At 36.5% G+C, this 17,508-nt stretch carries 16 protein-coding genes and 1 pseudogene; 12 read left to right on the top strand and 5 right to left on the bottom strand.

The features are described from left to right. Positions 1-357 precede the first annotated feature (357 nt). From MHI34_RS19305 to MHI34_RS19285, 5 genes are all read left to right on the top strand, one after another. Complete coding sequence (locus tag MHI34_RS19305; protein ID WP_036126134.1) at positions 358-1,956, top strand: AraC family transcriptional regulator; 1,599 nt, start codon at positions 358-360, stop codon at positions 1,954-1,956. 118 nt (positions 1,957-2,074) lie between these two features. After that, positions 2,075-3,043 (top strand): ABC transporter substrate-binding protein, encoded by a 969-nt coding sequence (locus MHI34_RS19300; RefSeq protein WP_170829868.1) that lies wholly within the window; start codon positions 2,075-2,077, stop codon positions 3,041-3,043. Positions 3,044-3,588: 545 nt separating this feature from the next. Further along, a complete protein-coding gene (locus tag MHI34_RS19295; RefSeq protein ID WP_342503818.1) occupies positions 3,589-4,011 on the top strand; it encodes a GNAT family N-acetyltransferase in 423 nt (140 codons plus the stop codon). 77 nt (positions 4,012-4,088) lie between these two features. Further along, complete coding sequence (locus tag MHI34_RS19290; RefSeq protein ID WP_342503817.1) at positions 4,089-4,742, top strand: DUF2306 domain-containing protein; 654 nt, start codon at positions 4,089-4,091, stop codon at positions 4,740-4,742. A 232-nt stretch (positions 4,743-4,974) separates the two neighbouring features. Beyond that, a complete protein-coding gene (locus tag MHI34_RS19285; protein WP_089933647.1) occupies positions 4,975-6,012 on the top strand; it encodes a serine hydrolase in 1,038 nt (345 codons plus the stop codon). Positions 6,013-6,448: 436 nt separating this feature from the next. Here MHI34_RS19285 and MHI34_RS19280 read toward each other — a convergent pair whose 3' ends face one another. After that, positions 6,449-6,754: a hypothetical protein gene (locus tag MHI34_RS19280; protein WP_089933644.1), complete on the bottom strand. Its 306-nt coding sequence runs from the start codon at positions 6,752-6,754 to the stop codon at positions 6,449-6,451. 212 nt (positions 6,755-6,966) lie between these two features. Between MHI34_RS19280 and MHI34_RS19275 the strand changes: the two genes are divergently transcribed. Further along, complete coding sequence (locus MHI34_RS19275) at positions 6,967-7,491, top strand: GNAT family N-acetyltransferase (protein ID WP_036126121.1); 525 nt, start codon at positions 6,967-6,969, stop codon at positions 7,489-7,491. Between the two features lie 28 nt (positions 7,492-7,519). On the opposite strand, the gene MHI34_RS19270 is transcribed toward MHI34_RS19275, so the two are convergent. Beyond that, positions 7,520-8,689, bottom strand: a complete 1,170-nt coding sequence (locus MHI34_RS19270; protein ID WP_340834195.1) for a Ger(x)C family spore germination protein — start codon at positions 8,687-8,689, stop codon at positions 7,520-7,522. A 145-nt stretch (positions 8,690-8,834) separates the two neighbouring features. Between MHI34_RS19270 and MHI34_RS19265 the strand changes: the two genes are divergently transcribed. Continuing rightward, entirely contained in the window at positions 8,835-9,629 is a 795-nt protein-coding gene (locus tag MHI34_RS19265; protein ID WP_058844455.1) for a PhzF family phenazine biosynthesis protein, read from the top strand. Positions 9,630-9,955: 326 nt separating this feature from the next. Here MHI34_RS19265 and MHI34_RS19260 read toward each other — a convergent pair whose 3' ends face one another. Together MHI34_RS19260 and MHI34_RS19255 are read right to left on the bottom strand one after the other, a co-directional pair. Beyond that, a complete protein-coding gene (locus tag MHI34_RS19260; protein WP_058844454.1) occupies positions 9,956-11,332 on the bottom strand; it encodes an MATE family efflux transporter in 1,377 nt (458 codons plus the stop codon). A gap of 20 nt (positions 11,333-11,352) precedes the next feature. Beyond that, a complete protein-coding gene (locus tag MHI34_RS19255) occupies positions 11,353-11,832 on the bottom strand; it encodes a DUF6530 family protein (RefSeq protein ID WP_058844453.1) in 480 nt (159 codons plus the stop codon). 289 nt (positions 11,833-12,121) lie between these two features. Here MHI34_RS19255 and MHI34_RS19250 point away from each other — a divergent pair, with 289 nt between their 5' ends. The 5 genes from MHI34_RS19250 to MHI34_RS19230 all read left to right on the top strand — a co-directional run bounded on the left by MHI34_RS19250 (position 12,122) and on the right by MHI34_RS19230 (position 15,995). Continuing rightward, positions 12,122-12,424, top strand: a complete 303-nt coding sequence (locus tag MHI34_RS19250) for a hypothetical protein (protein WP_139149525.1) — start codon at positions 12,122-12,124, stop codon at positions 12,422-12,424. 453 nt (positions 12,425-12,877) lie between these two features. Next, positions 12,878-13,216 (top strand): hypothetical protein, encoded by a 339-nt coding sequence (locus tag MHI34_RS19245; RefSeq protein WP_342503816.1) that lies wholly within the window; start codon positions 12,878-12,880, stop codon positions 13,214-13,216. Positions 13,217-14,318: 1,102 nt separating this feature from the next. Beyond that, complete coding sequence (locus MHI34_RS19240) at positions 14,319-14,756, top strand: hypothetical protein (protein ID WP_036126107.1); 438 nt, start codon at positions 14,319-14,321, stop codon at positions 14,754-14,756. Positions 14,757-14,846: 90 nt separating this feature from the next. Further along, the gene (locus tag MHI34_RS19235; protein WP_271913334.1) at positions 14,847-15,362 is read left to right on the top strand and encodes a matrixin family metalloprotease; all 516 of its coding nucleotides are present in this window, start codon (positions 14,847-14,849) and stop codon (positions 15,360-15,362) included. 51 nt (positions 15,363-15,413) lie between these two features. Further along, entirely contained in the window at positions 15,414-15,995 is a 582-nt protein-coding gene (locus MHI34_RS19230) for a hypothetical protein (RefSeq protein WP_342503815.1), read from the top strand. Positions 15,996-16,095: 100 nt separating this feature from the next. Here the strand turns inward: MHI34_RS19230 and MHI34_RS19225 are convergent. Further along, positions 16,096-17,443 (bottom strand): annotated as a pseudogene (locus MHI34_RS19225) (IS3 family transposase). Positions 17,444-17,508: the final 65 nt, after the last annotated feature.

The raw sequence follows: 17,508 nt of genomic DNA, 5'->3' as shown, positions 1-17,508 counted from the left end.
ATTGGGCTTACTGTACGTTTACCTAATCCAAATACTTCTGAAAAATGTGGTGGTTGTATAGGATGGTTTGATGAAAGTGATAAAGATAAACTTCCAAAATCAGCATTTTGCCTATTAGGTGAAGGGATTTCTTTCAGTATAATGGCCTTGTATTTCCTTCTAGCAGTATGCCCATCCATGGTGTCACCTTATTATTAATAACTGGTTTTGTTGAAAAATTCCAAATATCAGGAATATACCATATATAAGCAAAGCTGATTGATTTTAAAAGCCTTTTGGATTTTTTATGGTAGATTATAGTTTAGTTGTTTTAAAATAATATTCAACACTATATATGACAGGGGAGGGTCTAGGAAAATGCTAACATATGAGCTTCTGGATTTAAGACTTCTAGCGGACGAGGGAACACTGAGTCCCGCTACGCTGACAGGGTTATTTCCAATGATTATCATTCCTACACAACCGATAGTTATTCGAACAGGGCAACGTACTTGTCGTATAGGAAAAGGGCAATTCGTCTTGCTTTTGTACCCGGAGAAGGACAGCCATATCGTCCCGAGCACTAGCGAAGGATTTATGCCTGTTTACAGCATCTCGTTTAATAGTTATCGATTGGCTAAACGTGAGAAAGAAGCGTTATTATATGTGATTGATACAGCCCATTTGCCTGCGCATGGGCAGGTCATGGAATTTCCTCGATATGCGGTAGGGCTGCTGAAAAATTTGATAGGGCAGTTTTCTCAAACGCAGAAACTAAATGCTGCCCCTAAGCTCCATTTGCTTCTGCACGAGTTCCTCGATACGATTTTTGAAAGAAAGAGTATTGATAACAGTTTTGTGACGAACGATCAAGCTATTCAGCAGGCTGTTACATATATCAAACAACATTTTGAAGCACCGCTAACACGTTCTTTTATGGCCAACATGACAGGCTTTAACGAAAGCTATTTCTCCTCGCTGTTTAAGAAGGAAACAGGGTGGAGCTTTGCTGAGTATGTGAATCAAATTCGGGTTGACCAAGCGAAGCTTATGCTACTTGGAACAAATGACAAATTGCAGGATATTGCGTTGAAAACAGGATTTGCAGACGGCTCGTATTTGGGAAAAACGTTCACCAAGTATGTTCATCTTTCACCTAGTAGCTTTCGCAAGAGGAAGCAGAGCAACCGTATCGTTAGTATACAATTTCTTGGGGCATTACTCGCATTGGGAATTCAGCCTCTCGCTACAACACGAGAGCTGCTTCAATCATCCCAGCTATTGCACAGACGATTGCCGAACATAGTAGAGATAGAATCTTTTGACCAAATAGAAGTGATACATCAACTAGCCCCGGAGTTAATCGTGGCACCAACCTATTTTTATAACTACCCTGAAGTAATGAAAGCACTCGAACAAATTGCTCCTGTTCTGACGATTCCATGGGGACAGTTAGACAAGCTTGAAGAGGTGCGACTGCTTGGGACACTCCTTGGGCGAACACAAGAGGCTGAAGATTGGATTGCGCAGCTACAGCAGTCCGCCATAGAGGCAAGAAAAGTCATCACACCATTTCTTCAGTCAGGCTCAACAGCAGGTATCTTTGAATTAAGTCACGATAACTTATGGCTGATCCCTTATCTATCGGTGCGCTCCGCCTACACTTTATACCAGCTATTAGGACTACGAGCTCCTCAGACCATTCAACAGGAGGTACTTCAACCTGGTAAACATCTGAAAGTTAAAGAGCAGGATTTGCCCCTGTATGCGGCCAATCATATGTTTTTGATCGTACCTACTGATGATACAGAATCTTTCCGCACCAAACTGATGCAGCGTTCCGTGTGGCAACAGTTAGTGTATGAACAAGGCTGCCAATTACACTTACTTAAGCTTAATGAATTTTGGTTTGATGATGGTCTGTCTTTGGAGATTCAACTTGATGTAATAGTAAAATTGTTCACTAATCAAAGTTAAATCCAACAATTTTCCCTATGCAACATCCAATTTATAGGCGTTGTCCTTGTATAAGACTGCCTCTATAATGAATATATCATCGCGAATGATAATCATTATCAAACAAGGAGGTACAATCTTGTACTTACATAAGGTGTTAAAATCAATAGTATTTCTTGCTTTACTCGCTATACTGACGGCTTGTGGCAATGCCAATGACAGCGCCGATTCCAATACTAATAAGGACATTTCCAAAACAGCTGAAACAACAGAATCAGCTACAAAAATAATCAAAACACAACGTGGTGATATTGAAATACCACGTCAAGCAAAGCGGATTGTAACAGACGGCTATTTACCAGAGTTACTTGTGTTAGGTATCAAGCCAATCGGCTCTACCCAATGGGATTTGGAGAACAAAGTAATTCAAGATCAGATTGATGGCATTGAAACCACTGGGGAAAGATCATTGGAGACAATCGTTCAGCTGAAACCGGATTTAATCATCACTTGGGTGGGTGATGAAAAGATTCTTCAGCAGTATGAGAAAATCGCACCTACGCTTGCGCTCCCTTATAGCTCTTCAGGTGATATTTATGAAATAATGCGTCTTTTGGGCGATGCTTTGGACAAAAAAGATGAAGCCGAGCAATGGATTAAGCATTTAGATAAGACCGCAGAGGAAGCACGAGCACAGCTTGCGAACATTATTAAACCCGACGATACTTTTGCACTTATGGGCGTTTTTGTAGTAGATAAAGGATTTTATATTTATGGTGACGGAGGCTATAGGGGTGGTGAAGCCATCTACAAACATCTTCAATTAAAGCCACCAGCGAAACAACAGAAGGAAATGATTGGGAAAGAGGCATATCGACAAGTTTCGTACGAAGTCATTCCTGAATATGCTGGCGATTATATTTTCATCGATCAGGGAGATTTAATCTCAGAAGTATGGGGTGAGAGTGAGGGACTTTGGAAGTCACTAGACGCCGTGAAAAATGACCGAGTGTTCAAGCTGGACCCAGATTTATTCTGGGGCAATGATCCAATATCATTAGAGCTGCAAATCAAAGAAGTAGTAAAAATGTTAACTAATAAACAATGAGAATGACATACATCATTAAAGGCCGCTCGTGATGAGTGGTCTTTATTGTTGTTAGATAAAAAATAAATATACATTTATTTGTAAAAAAAATGAAGCTTTACGGTACAATGAAAAGAGGCTTACTAATAGCAACTCTTTTGGCAGTAAGTGCAATCTTTATTTATTGTAATAAATTATTTTATCCTCCTTTGCCAATCGACTCCCTCACATCAAAGGAAGCCATACAAAAATTAAATACATTTCCCTTTGATTTAGTGGCGCTCTTCGATGATAAGAATGTAACTTGGTACATCCCAGCAAAAATAAGAATGACAAACAATAGGTCCATCATACACCTTCTTTCTATTTTTACGATCATTGTAACAGGAATTTAGTAGTTAGATGGAGGTGCTTTTAATGGAGAGAGACGGTTGGTCAGGAGCTGAATTCATTAGATAAACAACGGTTTCGTATAGATAAAATAGATGACTATTAAAATGGTAGAACATGATAGTAATTGACACATTATTCAATGACTACTGATAGAAATAGAGAGGTTGCGTTTTATGAAACAAATTCAATCAAGCAATATCCAACCCGAAGTGAAAGTACTATTATCCTATGCCACTTCAGACAAGAAAGTAGCTAGAGAGTACCAATTATATATGGAAAGTCCAGAAAGAGTGTTATATGGCTATAGCATCGAGCAAGAAATGGTGGGGTGTATCGGAATCGCAAAGAGGGATGGAAATCACTGTGAAATTAAACATCTTGCCGTATCACCAACGAATCGTGGAAAAGGGATTGGACGTGAAATGATTCGATATTTGAAAGAACACTATTCATTTTCTACGATTTATGCAGAAACGGACGAAGAAGCAGTCCATTTTTATGAAAATATTGGGTTTCACATTACAAGCTTAGGTGAAAAATACCCAGGTGTGAAGCGTTTTGCCTGCCTTTACAACTGCACTACTAGTAGTCTGTAACGGCTACTTTTTAGACCACTTTTATGTCAGAGCGTAGTCAATTGCAATATTAGGTTTCAAAAGAAAGGAGCTACAGAATGAGAAAAAAATGGTGGTTTATTGTAAGTGGCTTGGCGATAATGATAGCGGGCTATTCGGTCGTTCAATATATCGTATTCCATGCACAACAGGCTGGGTTTGTTCAATTAAAGCTCATGCTTAGCGCTACATTGAATTCCTTTTGGTATAGTATGCTTTACATTCATATCATTTTTGGTGTATTAGCCCTCGTAATCGGCCCTTTTACATTGTCCTCCACCTTAAGAGAGAAAAATATGAAACGTCATAAACGATTAGGTAGCATCTACATGATTAGTATTTTGTTCGGTGGTGTGGCAGGACTTTATTTAGCATTTCACGCAACTGGGGGATGGGTAGCACAGCTAGGCTTCGCTTTATTATCTATAGGCTGGCTCATCACAATGTTTCAAGCACTGGCTAACATTAAACAAAGAAACATCCAAGGACATCAAAAATGGATGCTAAGAAATTATGCTTTAACCTTTGCGGCAGTGACATTGCGAATCTACCTCCCCTTATTTACTGTATTATTTGGCTTTGAAAATTTCCAATATAGTTATGCCGTCATCGCGTGGTTGTGTTGGGTGCCAAATTTATTCGTGATGGAATGGTATATTCAGCGCAAGCTTCATGTCTTTATAGACAATCGGCATGTAACAAAGACGACTTGATTTGCAATAGATTAAAGAGAATGTAAAGCATAATGAATTCAATAATCACTAGTAATAATTTTTGTGCTTGTAAAGATAGGATACCAGCAATTGACCCTTTAGCCATTCCTCAGTATGCACAGCCTTCTCCTCATAATTATGCGAATATTCTCGACAAGGTAACAGTAGTAGAGTATTGTTTTAGTAAGAGAAGTTATTATTTAGTTACTTTGGAGAAATAAGGGGAATGACTATGCATACAAAATTGCAAAATATTATAGTGGACATACAACAGAATCTTGATTTTTCGGGAACAATTCTAGTGGAAAATCAAGAGAAGGCTGCCTTAGTCAATCAAAGCTTTGGCTATGCAAATCGCTCGGAGCAAATTGAAAATAACACAAAAACGCGTTTTGGTATTGCATCTGGCTGTAAACTTTTTACTGCAATTGCTATTTGTCAGCTTATCGAAAAAGGAAAGCTTTCTTTGGATAGTAAACTAAGTGACTGTTTAAACCATCATTTTAAGCATTTGGATGAGCAGATTACTATTGAACATCTGCTAACGCATACTTCAGGAATTGCAGATTATTTTGATGAGGAAGAAATGGAGAATTTTGAAGAATTATGGGTTGAAAATCCAATGTATCAACTTCGAACATTACGTGATTTCTTACCTTTATTTCAGGATCGGCCGATGAAATATAGAGTAGGGGAGAGATTTCATTACAACAATGCCGGGTATATTTTATTAGGCTTAGTTATTGAGCATATTTCTGGTATGAACTTTTCTGACTACATTCAAAAAAATGTATTTGATCCAGCGAATATGAAGGAATCGGGCTATTTCTCGTTAGATTCTCTACCATCTAATACCGCAATAGGATACATAGATAACCCGGATGGTACATGGAAAACAAATATCTACTCCTTACCTGTAAAAGGAGGTTCGGATGGAGGAGCATTTGTAACAGCGAGGGATATGTCAAAACTTTGGCATGCGCTGATGAACTTTGACCTTTTAAGTGAAGCTGTCACAACACAACTGCTAACGCCTCATGTTGAGATGAATGAAAGTGATAGTTACGGGTATGGTGTATGGATTAAGAAAAACAGTGACCAATCTATTTTAAAATATCATGTGATGGGATATGATCCAGGTGTGTGCTTCCATTCAGCTTATTATCCTGACTGCTCAACCAAAGTAGTTGTCTGTTCAAATAAATCGAGTGGAGCTATGAACATCATGAAGGGCATAGAAGCAGCATTATTATCAGCTCAACCCTTATAAAATAAATAGAGCCTATGTGGAAACGGCTCTAATGTTTAATAGCATTGGTCGAATATCGCCCTTGTGTGTAAGTGCTTTTTCTTCTCATTACCTATGAAGCTATTGACTGCTTGCGAGTGTATAACTAATACTCCAAACAATTAATATAAAGGTTATTATGACAATCCTCGATTCAGTCGTTGTCGTGTATTGTCCCTTACTGAATTTTTTGAGTAGCTTAATAAGGTAATAGCTAAACAAAAAAGCGTAGAGGGGCATTAAATAAAAATTACTAAAGAAAAAGAACATTTCCATAGCTGAACAACCTTTCTTATCTTTATTAAAAATTACAGGATTATTGTGCAAACTGATTAAAAAGGAGCTACTTTAATAAGTAGCCCCAAATTTGTTAATATTAGTATATTATTTTGTCTCTATTCCTGCAATCGCTACATTCTTATGGATCGCTATGTTTCTGTTTTTGGAATTTCTTTTGTTTGTAGGTAATATAAGATGTTTTCAATGAAGCGTAACTACCAATGGCTGCGTAGCCATAAAACCAGCCCATGAAAAGCCCAGCAAGAAGGTTGTGGCGATGGCTGATGAAAATGGAAATGAATAAGCCGACGATTAATGCAATGGTCGGAACCCAAAAAGGTTTGATATGACCCAATTTCTTAATTAGTTGCGTAACAATCATCACGACAGGGACTGCAATGACGGCATCCCAAAAATTTGTATGTATTAGCGGAAAATGCTCCATACCTCTCACCTCAAGTAGACTGACTTAGAACTTATTGTGGACATGAAGTAAGATTTTATGCAAAAGGAGATGAGGAGCGCTTGTAGGAATAGGCAAGCAAAAGAACATGATAATTAGCTTTGTCCTTTTAAGTGTCATCAAATGGAAATAGAGATTGAAATAGTTCGTCGAAAAAAATTTGTTTAACAAATCCATGATTAAAGAGGTATGCTATGTTTCCTATATTACAAACTGAACGATTAGTATTAAGAGAATTAGGGAGTCCTGATGCACAAGCTCTTCTTGATTGCTTTTCGAATCCTGAAGTTTTGCGCCATTATGGGCAACAACCCTTAACGAGCTTAGTACAAGTGCAACAAATCATTAAAAATTTTGCAAACAATTTTACCGAAAAACGTGGTATTAAATGGGGTATTGCATTAAAAGAACAAGAAGGCATTATTGGTACACTTGGCTTTCAAGAGTGGTCAATGGAGCATCGAAGAGCAGAAATCAGCTACGCACTATTTCCTGACTATTGGGGAAAGGGCTATGCTCAGGAAGCTGTGAAAAGAGCCATTTCCTATGGTTTTGAAGAGATGGATTTAGTACGTATTGGTGCTATTGTTTTTACAGAAAATGAAGCTTCTCAGCTACTATTGCAAAAAATAGGTTTCGAACAAGAAGGATTATTAAAAAAATATATGCATCAAAACAATATGCCACATGATACATATATGTATTCACTCATAAAATAAAAATTTTTTTAAGACCAGATTCCCTAAGTTAGGGCTTCCGGTCTTTTTTTATAGTTTCTGTGAATGTTTTGCGACCTGGATTGATTTTAGCTACTTCCACATGAATTTTACTGATAGAATCCTCTGTTAATGGAATTTTTCCATCCTTTTCTAACCTTTTCCATGCTTTGACGTTGTCCCGATAAAGAGACTCTGATAATCGATAGATATCAACATCTAATTTTAAGCCTTCATTGAAGGTTTCATGGATTTCCTTTTTCACCTGTGTGATTATATGTTTTTCCAGCTCTTTTTCCGTTGTTTTTCCTTTAAAGCCATTAATGGTCGCATTGATTTTTAATTCGACTTCAAATGAAACATCTTCCTTTTTGACATGTGGTTTCACAGCGACATGAATTTTTTCAATACTCACGGTTAATTCTTCCTGACCATTTGTTTTTAATTGGAAGGTAATCTCACCGCGATTTGTATAGTTATGCATCCATTGATTGCCTCTTGCTGCATTGTCTTGCAAAAATCCTTTAAAGCCATCTTTTGATAGGACACCAACCCCTGAAAAATAAGTTTCTTCTGTTCGATCCTCATCTGTTTGCCAATCTTCTTTAATGGACACATATGGGATGGTCACTTCATGGCTTGGTTCATTTAAACCAATGACGATATCTCTTATATTTTTGGGTTCAACAAAGGTTTCTTGTTCAGTTGGGTTAATCGGGTTACTTAATTTTGATGAGGACAAAGAATTTCTTAGGATGGGTGTGACAAGCAGCACTTCATCTACCGGATTTTTTGTACAGTACACCCAAATCTGGTACCTTGTATCGCGAAAACGTATCAATGTATCAATGACTGGAATAAAATGTTCATTTTCCATGGCCCGCTCTGAAAAGAGAAGAAACCTCATATGACCCCAAAATATTTCCTGATCGGAGGAGCGATACAATTTGTAAATCGCTTCTTCTACTGTTTTGCCAGTGGCACGACCCACCTCCGCAGGAGCCACATCTGCACTAGGCTGAATCGATTTCGCAACATCGGCAAAATTAATCACCTGTAAATAGACAACATATTCATCGTTTTCATAGTCTACACCTACTGCATTAATATAGTACATTCTCTGTGGTTCAGTAATATCCCAGCATCCAGCGAGTAAGGTCGTCAATCCAATAATCATTAAAATTTTGAAATATGGTTTCATCGTTTCTCCACTCAAAAGCTCTACCATTGTATTTTATAATGTTAGCTTAGACAAAAGGTGGTTATTTTATAAAATGATTATTTGTTTGAGTGTGTCTATTCAGCACTTGCTTGTTTGCGTTATGATGAGAGAAGAGGTGAATAAGATGACGACTATTTCCTATTCTATAATAAATACCTTTACAACAGAGCTATATAAAGGGAATCCAGCAGCAATATGTCTTGTAGATGCAGATGTTTCTGAAGAGACGATGCAAAAAATTGCACAGGAGGTACCTGTCCCGACAACAGTCTTTATTGAAAACAAACAGCTTGATTTTTCGATAAGATGGTTTACCCCAGAGACAGAAATCCCGATTTGTGGTCATGGCACCCTTGCTAGTGCTTTTTTGCTTTGGCAGCAGGGGATCGTGCCTAAGCATCAGACCATCACATTTCAATCAACAAATGGCCCTTTGCAGGCAAGATGGCAACAGGAGCGAGTGGAAATTGCCATCAAAACGTATCCAATTGATGAAATAGTGTGTCCTCTAGCATTGGAAGACTGGTTAGGAAGTAAACCGATCTATGTAGGGAGTACCGAATTGGATTATATCGTGGAACTAAGCAATGAAGACCTTATTGCACATTTCGAGCCAGATTTTTCTGCGATGGAACAATTTCCTGTTAGGGGGATATGTGTGACCAGTAAGTCGAGGGAAGAGGGCATTGATATAGTATCCCGCTTTTTTTCTCCAGCACAAGGAATTGACGAAGATCATGTTAATGGGTCTAGTCATGGCGCACTTGGGCCATACTGGTGTGAAAAACTATTGAAAAACCAGCTAGTAAGCAAGCAACTTTCCAAACGGGGCGGTATTTTATACGTAACACCCCAACGCGAAACAGTAGCGATAGCGGGTTCAGCGGTTCTCGTGTTGAATGGAAGATTAAGCATTTAAAAGCCGCTTAGATAAGAGAGATGAATGAAAGTTTACAAAAGGATTGTTATTTGCATCCTATTCATAAATACCAACGCCTTTTTGGTGTTTGTCAATTTTTATCAACTGACGATGGTTTGCACTATTTGCAGGAAAGAACTAAAAAAATTTTAAATTGGTTGTAACTTTTCGCAATGCTATACGACTACTCTATTAGTAGAATACAAAAAACTAAAGCAAAATAGTAACATTCACTTTTCACAAAATGACCAGGGCTCAATTTCTGAGTGCCTGGTTATTTTGTTGGATACAAAAAGGACATGCATTTGTTGCATGTCCCGTGTCATTTATTCGCTAAGCATCGCTTTTAATGTTCGCTTTTGCCAGCCTAGCTTGAAGTAGGCATATTGCATAATGAAATGGACGCAGAAGGTAATTGGATAGGCTAACCAAACACCGTTTAATGCGAGTGACGTATGGTGGGACAAGAAGTACGCTAATGGCACTTGCACGACCCAAATCGTTATGACTAAGAAGATGGTCGGCCATAGTACGACACCAGTGGCACGCATCGTAGCGGAAACGGTTTGCGTATGTCCAAATATTAAATAGCTCCAAAAGGCGATATATAAATAATTTTTGGCAATGAGCACAGTATCATGTGAATCGATAAAGAAAGCCAAAATTGGCTCTGCAAACAGATACATGATGAGAATGATTGCGCCACCTAAAAGATAGTTAATACGCACACCCATTTGACGAATTTTTTTAATCATTTCTGTAGAATTCGCTCCTAAAGCCTGTGCTACGAAAACGGATGTAGCAATAGCAATACTCATCGCAGGCACTTGTGCATAGCTAGCTACCTGATTGACAACGCCATAAGCAGCAGTGGCGTCAGATCCATAGGCATTGACAAAACCAATAACGGCAATTTCTGCAACTGAGATGGCAACCATACTAATACTTGATGGAATCGCTAGTTTTAATAATGATGTTAAAATATCTTTCTTTAATTTAAAATGCTGTAAGATGGATTTATCAAAACGTAGTAAATGCTTTGTTTTATGCAAATAAGCTAATAATAAAATCATGGTCACTAAGTTTGATAACACAGAAGCATAGGCAGCACCATTTAAACCAAACGCGGGTAATCCGAACCAGCCGAATACCAGCGGTGGGAGGAAGGCAATATTTAACACCACACTAATTACTAAAAAGAGAAAGGGTGTTTTCGAATCACCGACGCCGCGCATAAAGGTTGTATACACTAAATACCAAAACATAATGGGTAATGTGAAAAATAAAATTTGTGCATAGCTAATACTCATGTCTAAAATATTTGCTGGTGTTTGCATAAAGCGTAAAATCCATTCAATGAAAAAGCCGCCAAAGAGCGCCACGATAATCGATAAAATCGTAGTAAAGGCAAGGGTTACCCCAACTACCTCTTTCATCTTTTCATGATGACCAGCCCCAAACGTTTGCCCAACTAAAATAGAGCTTCCCGAACCTATGCCAATCGCGAAGGCCATTAAAAAGAAGAAAAACGGGAAAAATGCGGAAATGGCAGCGAGTGCATCGACACCTAAATTGCGCCCGACGATAAACATCGCAAATACTTGGCCAACAGATTGCAGTACATTCGCTAGCATCACCGGGATTAAGAAATTAAAAAAGGCCTTTCGTAGTTTTTTATCATCCTGTAGCATTTGTTCATTCATCGTTAAAATCCTCTTGAGTTTTAATAACCCATTTCTTTTAAGATTCGTGATAGTGTGCGAAGGCGTTCACCGATTAGCTCACCATCATTATTTAATGCTTGCTGAAAAAGCTGAATATCCTCTTTAATTTGTTCATTTTCTGTGCATACTTCCACAGTCATAGCATCACCTTGTAAGCCTACTCGATTAATAACAGGGTTTGCTTCATCATATAAGTGCTCGTAGCGGTATGCATCCTTAAAATAAAGTTGTGTCTCACATACTAGAATAGCGAGGTCAAGCACACGATGGAGGGGTAGTTCTTCCGACTGACGTGACCATTTGCCACCTGTATGTCGCCAAACCTTCGCAGAAATATCAACCTTTCCTCGATCATTCCATTGTGCCAACCCAAGTGAAAGTCCTTGTGTATCAGTTTGATAAGCTGTACGCCCATCGATATTGGCATAGTTTTCAGCAACGATTACAGGTTTATGTTTTAAATGTGTTGGAATTTTCATTGTTAAGCACTCCTTGTTATTTGAATTTAGTAATTTAGTAAATTACTACTTTAGTAAATTTAGCATTCACCTAAACAGAAGTCAATAGAAATGGCAGTGTAACTTTTTCTGCTAGGCTAAGTCTAATATGTAAGATGATGGAAAGGGTGATGTGATGAAGGGCTATCTGCGGATGTTTTTGTTTTGTATAGTATGTCTCGTAATAATACCTGTGAACACTGTCGCAACAACTTGGGTCTATCCTTTCGTAGTTTGGGATGGTTATATATATGAGGTAACGGAGGAGAAAGTGCACGCAGTTGAGAATGAAATAGGAAAGGTAACGAAGTATTCAGATATGGAGCAACATGGAGGCAATTTTTCAAATGCATATCCAAAAGGAACCAAGTACTTTGCGATAAAGGGAACCGATACAAAGGTCGCCATCGCGGTACAAGTTGACAAAGGAGCATACCTTAAAGCGGTGAATGATGGAGAATATACGTATCAACGTAAAGCAAACATTGCCTTATATCTTTATAAAGCATTAGGAATCCTCGCCCTGTTCATCGTTATTTATCTATTGTTCACGAGTTTACGCAAGAAGCGTTAAGCAGCAAATTCGTACTTTATGTAGGGATGTTGCTTCTCTATACAAGAAAACGATTATTGCTACTTTGCTTGTTTTTTGCGGTATCGTATTTTTGAAGGAGTTTAACTTTAAACGGTTCAAAGAATAACAGAAGTATGATAAACGTGAAGGGTTAATTTTTTTCAAAATTCCTTCAAAAACCTGTAACCTTTGCAAAGCTGACACGACTACTGTAATAGTAGAATACAAAAACTAAAGCAAACTAGTAAGTTTCACTTTTCACAAAAAGACCAGGACTCTATTTTTCGAGAGTTTCTGGTCTTTTTGTGTGCTGGAAATAACACCGTTTTATAGTTTATGTTCTTAAAAAAGGGATTTCTTAATCTCTTATTGACAATATATTTAGAAAAATGAAACTTTTCCCAATAGACATGCGTAAAACTAGTAAAAGAATAAGGAAGGGAGCTCTTAAAAATGCGTTGGAAACACTTTATTATGATGGTTATTGCCTGGATTGTGGAGATAGCGTTAACCTATTGGATTGCCACAATGTTCTCTGTTCGATTTATAGAAGTGATGTTTTTCACTGGTGTTGCCTTTATGTTAGGCACATTCTATTTTTCCAGCAGTGGTGGAGCCATGTCTAGGCTTTATGCATCTCAGGTCAGTGCACAAACAGGAATCATTCATGAGCGAGAACGATTCCAGGTAAAACTTGGTCCCATGTTTAAAGCCTCGTTCATATTTTTCCTCATTGGTTTGGTGTTCTTTATTTTACTTGTAACAGGCATCATTCCACCTCAAAGCATGTAATATCTTGTGTAGGTTTGATTTAACTGCTCTTATACCTTTAAAGCTTCAAATAAAAAGTCGGCTATTCCTTATCGGAGTAGCTGCTTTTTATTATGCACAATTTTTCTTAAAAACTTATTCTATTCCATTTTTACTATAGTTTTATGTGAGGTGTTAAAAGGGGAGTTCAAAATTACAAATTCCTGACTGAGGTAATACTTGGTTAGATTAGAATATGTAGTTCAACATTTAGTGTAATTATCAATTGAATGTAAAAAAATCCTTACATTCTACCTCAACAATTATAAAATATTATTTGGAACTTGATTTGCTTGAGTTAATAACAATTATGATGCTTTTGTTATGATATTATTTTTAATGAAGAGCATCATTTCTTTAGCCATATCAGTATCACGTATTTGTGATTCAGCAGCTTGAAAATTTTCAGATGTGTTGAAGTTAGTATTAAAAGCCGCTTCTAAGCGATTTACTAGTTTTGAATGTTCGTTCGATAAAATTTCTGTGGAATTATCGAGGGAATTTAGGGAGGTGGTTATTGCATTTAAACGAAATTAAACAACTTTATTATGCATTTTCAGTATCACCTAAGTGATACACCTGTAAGATAAATTTAATCCCAAATCCGTATTCTTGAAAATCTTGTCATTCTTAAGTAATCCAGCTTTGGACCGTATGTACTGATCACGATATACGACACTTAGAAAAATTCCCCTTAATCTTCTTCTATACCGAGAATGTGGCGTCTAAAATCTTTTTTTCTAATTTTCGTTTACAATTCTAGTTCTAACATTATTCAGAATTGCTACCCCAACAGCTAAAACTGTAGCAGCAGTACTTAATCTACCAATAATCTTTTCATCATTTTCCTTTAGGTCATTAAAAGACTCAATAAGCCCGTTCATATCAACATTTTTCCATAGTATGAATATCCATGAAGCAGAAATAACTAAATTACCAAATCACAAACCTTATCTCGTTCAGTCGGCTCCTTGCTTCTTCATATGCATTTAAATTACAAAAAAATAATTATATGGTAAAATAAGTTGATAAACGGAATATAAGACTTTTTCTTAATTTCAGAATACTAGTTTGGAGGGTTTATATGAAAGGCATAAAGATAAGTATAATTACTTTATTTATTATCGTATTTGTGTTGATTATCATGTTACTTAATGCTGGTCCCCCTAAGCCAATTGTATTGTCAGGAAATAATAAGATAACAATAGTACAAGGTTCTTATTGTTGGAAAAAAATAACTGGCACTGAATGTGTTGATAAAATTTCACCACCAGAAATTCTTGATAATAATAAAATTGTCCCTTTTTCAGTATCCCCTCAAAGTAAAATAAAAATCAATTTTAAGAAACAACCTGAAAAAGTAGAAGTTGAGAAATGGATGAATAACGATGAAAGCGAAAAAGTAATAGTGGAAGATAATAGTATTTCTGTACCGAACGAAAAAGGCAAGTATATATATATTATCTCTGGAAGATGGGACAAAGGGAGTTCTTCTTATATCTTCAGTATAAAAGTAAAATGATACCAAATTACCCTTTATATTGTATTTTATTATGTTTATAATTTATGTGTGTTAGTTCCATGAATGTAAAAATAAAGGGGAGTTGGTAAAATGAAGTGGAAATTTAAAGGCTTTTTAATTATGCTATTACTTTGTGTTGTATCTCTACCAATTACAGCTGATGCTTATCAATTACTAGGATTTAAAAAGAAGGATAATTTAGATTTGTATTACAATATTAGTCAAGAGCTAATTGATATGGGTTATAAGCAAGATATTCTAAGAGGATTTACTGCGTGGCATTCAACTAATAAAGTTAAGTTTACTAAAGAGGTCTCGGTTAGTGGAAATGTTAATGTTGATTATGTAAATAGTAATTATGGTGATGCATATGCTACTCATCGTAATGGTTCCTCTACTTTATCAAACATAACAATGTATAAATCATGGAAGGGATTAGATCAAACTCGTAGAAGGGAAACTGCAGTTCATGAAGTAGGGCATGCTTTAGGTCTTGATCACACTCAAACAAAGAATAATTCCATATCTGTTATGAGGACAAAGGGTTTTAATGATAAAGACTGGCCGTTACAAGACGACATTGATGGTATAAAAGCTTTGTATTAATTACATAAGGCTATTACTCACACAAAAATTGTCGACAAAGGGGCAGGTAGTATGAAAAATAGAAAGTTTCAAGTGTTTAGCTTTTTTTTAGTGTGTCTTTGTTTAATATTCTTTATAAGCATTAAAGATAATAAAAAAATAGAGACTATTAATTTTGAAGGTAAAACTCTAGGTTTTGATAATTTAGAAGAGATGGAAGAAGCATCACCTGTAATTGTTCTTGGTACAAAAACAAAAGAAAATGATACTGAAGTTTTTAGATCAGACATTAATAACGATGTAATTGGTGGATATACTAAATCAAGTTTTTTAATTTCAGAAGTTTATAAAAATAACGATAATAAAGAAGATATAAAAACAAATTCTCAAATTACTGTGTCAGAAATGGCTTTTTATGATAAAGAAACAAATGCTATGTATACTGTGAATGATTATGAGAACATGGAGTTTGATAAAGAATATTTACTATTTTTGGTTCCAGTAGATGATGGTATGTATGCCCCTAGAGGTGTAACTACTGGTAAAGTGCCAATGTTTGGATCTAACTCTTCTCTTAACTCTTTAAATACTGTAGATAGTGATAATTCTGATCTAGCCATTATGAGAGATGCACAGCTTAAGTATAAAAAATAATAAAATTTCGTGGTCTACTAAAATGTAGCGTATTTATATCATTTAAAAATAAGCAGCCTATGAGTGAAGTGACCCCTAAAAGTTAGACACGGTTATTTCATTAGGCAGCGGTTAGGGCATGGGTTCGATATTGTATCGGACTCATGCCTTTTAATTTTGCCTTAATCCTTTTTGTATTGTAATACGTTATATACTTTTCTAATTCAGTTTTAAAATGGTCTACACTTTCAAGTTTTTTGAAGTATAAAAACTCAGACTTCATAATCCCGAAGAAATTCTCCATTACAGAGTTGTCGTAACAGTTTTCTTTACGAGACATACTTTGGAGAATACCCCTTGATTGAAACGCATGACAATATTGCTTCATTTGATAGTGCCAGCCTTGATCTGAATACATGAGAAGCTGATGGTCTTCTGGTAGACGCTCTAAAGCTTTATCTAACATCTCTGAAACAAGTGAATAAGTTGGTCTAGAGCCAATTGTGTACGTAATAATTTCACCATTAAATAAATCTAAAACAGGTGATAAATATAATTTTTCGCCGAATAATTTAAACTCCGTAATATCGGTTACCCATTTTTCATTCGGTGGGTCCGCTGTAAATTGGCGGTCTAAATGATTAGGCGCAATTTTACCGACTGTTCCTTTATAGGATTTATATTTTTTCATACGCACAAGGCACTTTAATCCAAGTTCTTTCATGATGCGTTGGATCTTCTTGTGATTTACGTTCTTACCACGATTAGCTAGCTCATCACGAATACGACGATAGCCATAACGTCCTTCATGTTCATCGTAAATTGAATTGATTTCTACTTTTAAATCGGCATCTGGATCTATTCGGTTCATTTTCTTTACTAAATCATAATACGTGCTACGTGGAATACCAGCGAGTTTCACAAGCGCCTTCACCGAATATTTATGCCTTAACTCAAAGACTACTTTTGCTTTGTCTTGTTTCATGATTTTTCCTTGTTTTGAACTAAGGCATTCAACTTTTTTAAATACTCGTTTTCCATTTCAAGTTGTTTAATACGTGCTTCTAGTGCCTCGACAGATCCTTCAGCCAGGATTGTTTCGTCGATTGTTTTTTCATCGATGGACGCCCCTTTTGTCTTGATTCAAGGGCATCTAAACCGCCAACCTCCATTTGTTTTTGCCAAGTATACACTATTGTATAACTTGAGATTTTAAAAAGAGCTGCGGTATCCATTAATGACGCACCAGATTGAACCATGTAATTTAATACGTCTAGTTTAAATGGTACAGAATAATTTGTATAGGTATTCCTAAACCCTTCATCTCCATGTAATTCATATAACTTTAACCAATATTGAAATTGTGCTCTTGTTACTCCCATCTGTTTTGCATACTCTTGTTGAGAAAAAATCTTTGAATTAAAGCCTTGAATAATCTTTAACTTTATCTCGCTCGTAAATTTAGTCATAAAAAAACTACACCTCCAATTGTTAAATGCTGTGTCTAACAATTGGGGTGCAGTTCATTCCTTAT

It is taken from the genome of Lysinibacillus sp. FSL L8-0126 (assembly GCF_038630385.1).
In the GTDB taxonomy this organism is placed as follows: Bacteria; Bacillota; Bacilli; order Bacillales_A; family Planococcaceae; genus Lysinibacillus; species Lysinibacillus fusiformis_D.
Note: the sequence above shows the minus strand (reverse complement) of the source record. Positions and strands in the feature narration are given on the sequence as shown.

What these genes read in the sequence shown, in the direction of transcription:
- MHI34_RS19305 (WP_036126134.1), top strand. Translation starts at nt 358, where the DNA reads ATGCTAACATATGAGCTTCTGGATTTAAGACTTCTAGCGGACGAGGGA.
- MHI34_RS19295 (WP_342503818.1), top strand. Translation starts at nt 3,589, where the DNA reads ATGAAACAAATTCAATCAAGCAATATCCAACCCGAAGTGAAAGTACTA.
- MHI34_RS19290 (WP_342503817.1), top strand. Translation starts at nt 4,089, where the DNA reads ATGAGAAAAAAATGGTGGTTTATTGTAAGTGGCTTGGCGATAATGATA.
- MHI34_RS19285 (WP_089933647.1), top strand. Translation starts at nt 4,975, where the DNA reads ATGCATACAAAATTGCAAAATATTATAGTGGACATACAACAGAATCTT.
- MHI34_RS19280 (WP_089933644.1), bottom strand. Translation starts at nt 6,754, where the DNA reads ATGGAGCATTTTCCGCTAATACATACAAATTTTTGGGATGCCGTCATT.
- MHI34_RS19275 (WP_036126121.1), top strand. Translation starts at nt 6,967, where the DNA reads ATGTTTCCTATATTACAAACTGAACGATTAGTATTAAGAGAATTAGGG.
- MHI34_RS19270 (WP_340834195.1), bottom strand. Translation starts at nt 8,689, where the DNA reads ATGAAACCATATTTCAAAATTTTAATGATTATTGGATTGACGACCTTA.
- MHI34_RS19265 (WP_058844455.1), top strand. Translation starts at nt 8,835, where the DNA reads ATGACGACTATTTCCTATTCTATAATAAATACCTTTACAACAGAGCTA.
- MHI34_RS19260 (WP_058844454.1), bottom strand. Translation starts at nt 11,332, where the DNA reads ATGAATGAACAAATGCTACAGGATGATAAAAAACTACGAAAGGCCTTT.
- MHI34_RS19255 (WP_058844453.1), bottom strand. Translation starts at nt 11,832, where the DNA reads ATGAAAATTCCAACACATTTAAAACATAAACCTGTAATCGTTGCTGAA.
- MHI34_RS19245 (WP_342503816.1), top strand. Translation starts at nt 12,878, where the DNA reads ATGCGTTGGAAACACTTTATTATGATGGTTATTGCCTGGATTGTGGAG.
- MHI34_RS19240 (WP_036126107.1), top strand. Translation starts at nt 14,319, where the DNA reads ATGAAAGGCATAAAGATAAGTATAATTACTTTATTTATTATCGTATTT.
- MHI34_RS19235 (WP_271913334.1), top strand. Translation starts at nt 14,847, where the DNA reads ATGAAGTGGAAATTTAAAGGCTTTTTAATTATGCTATTACTTTGTGTT.
- MHI34_RS19230 (WP_342503815.1), top strand. Translation starts at nt 15,414, where the DNA reads ATGAAAAATAGAAAGTTTCAAGTGTTTAGCTTTTTTTTAGTGTGTCTT.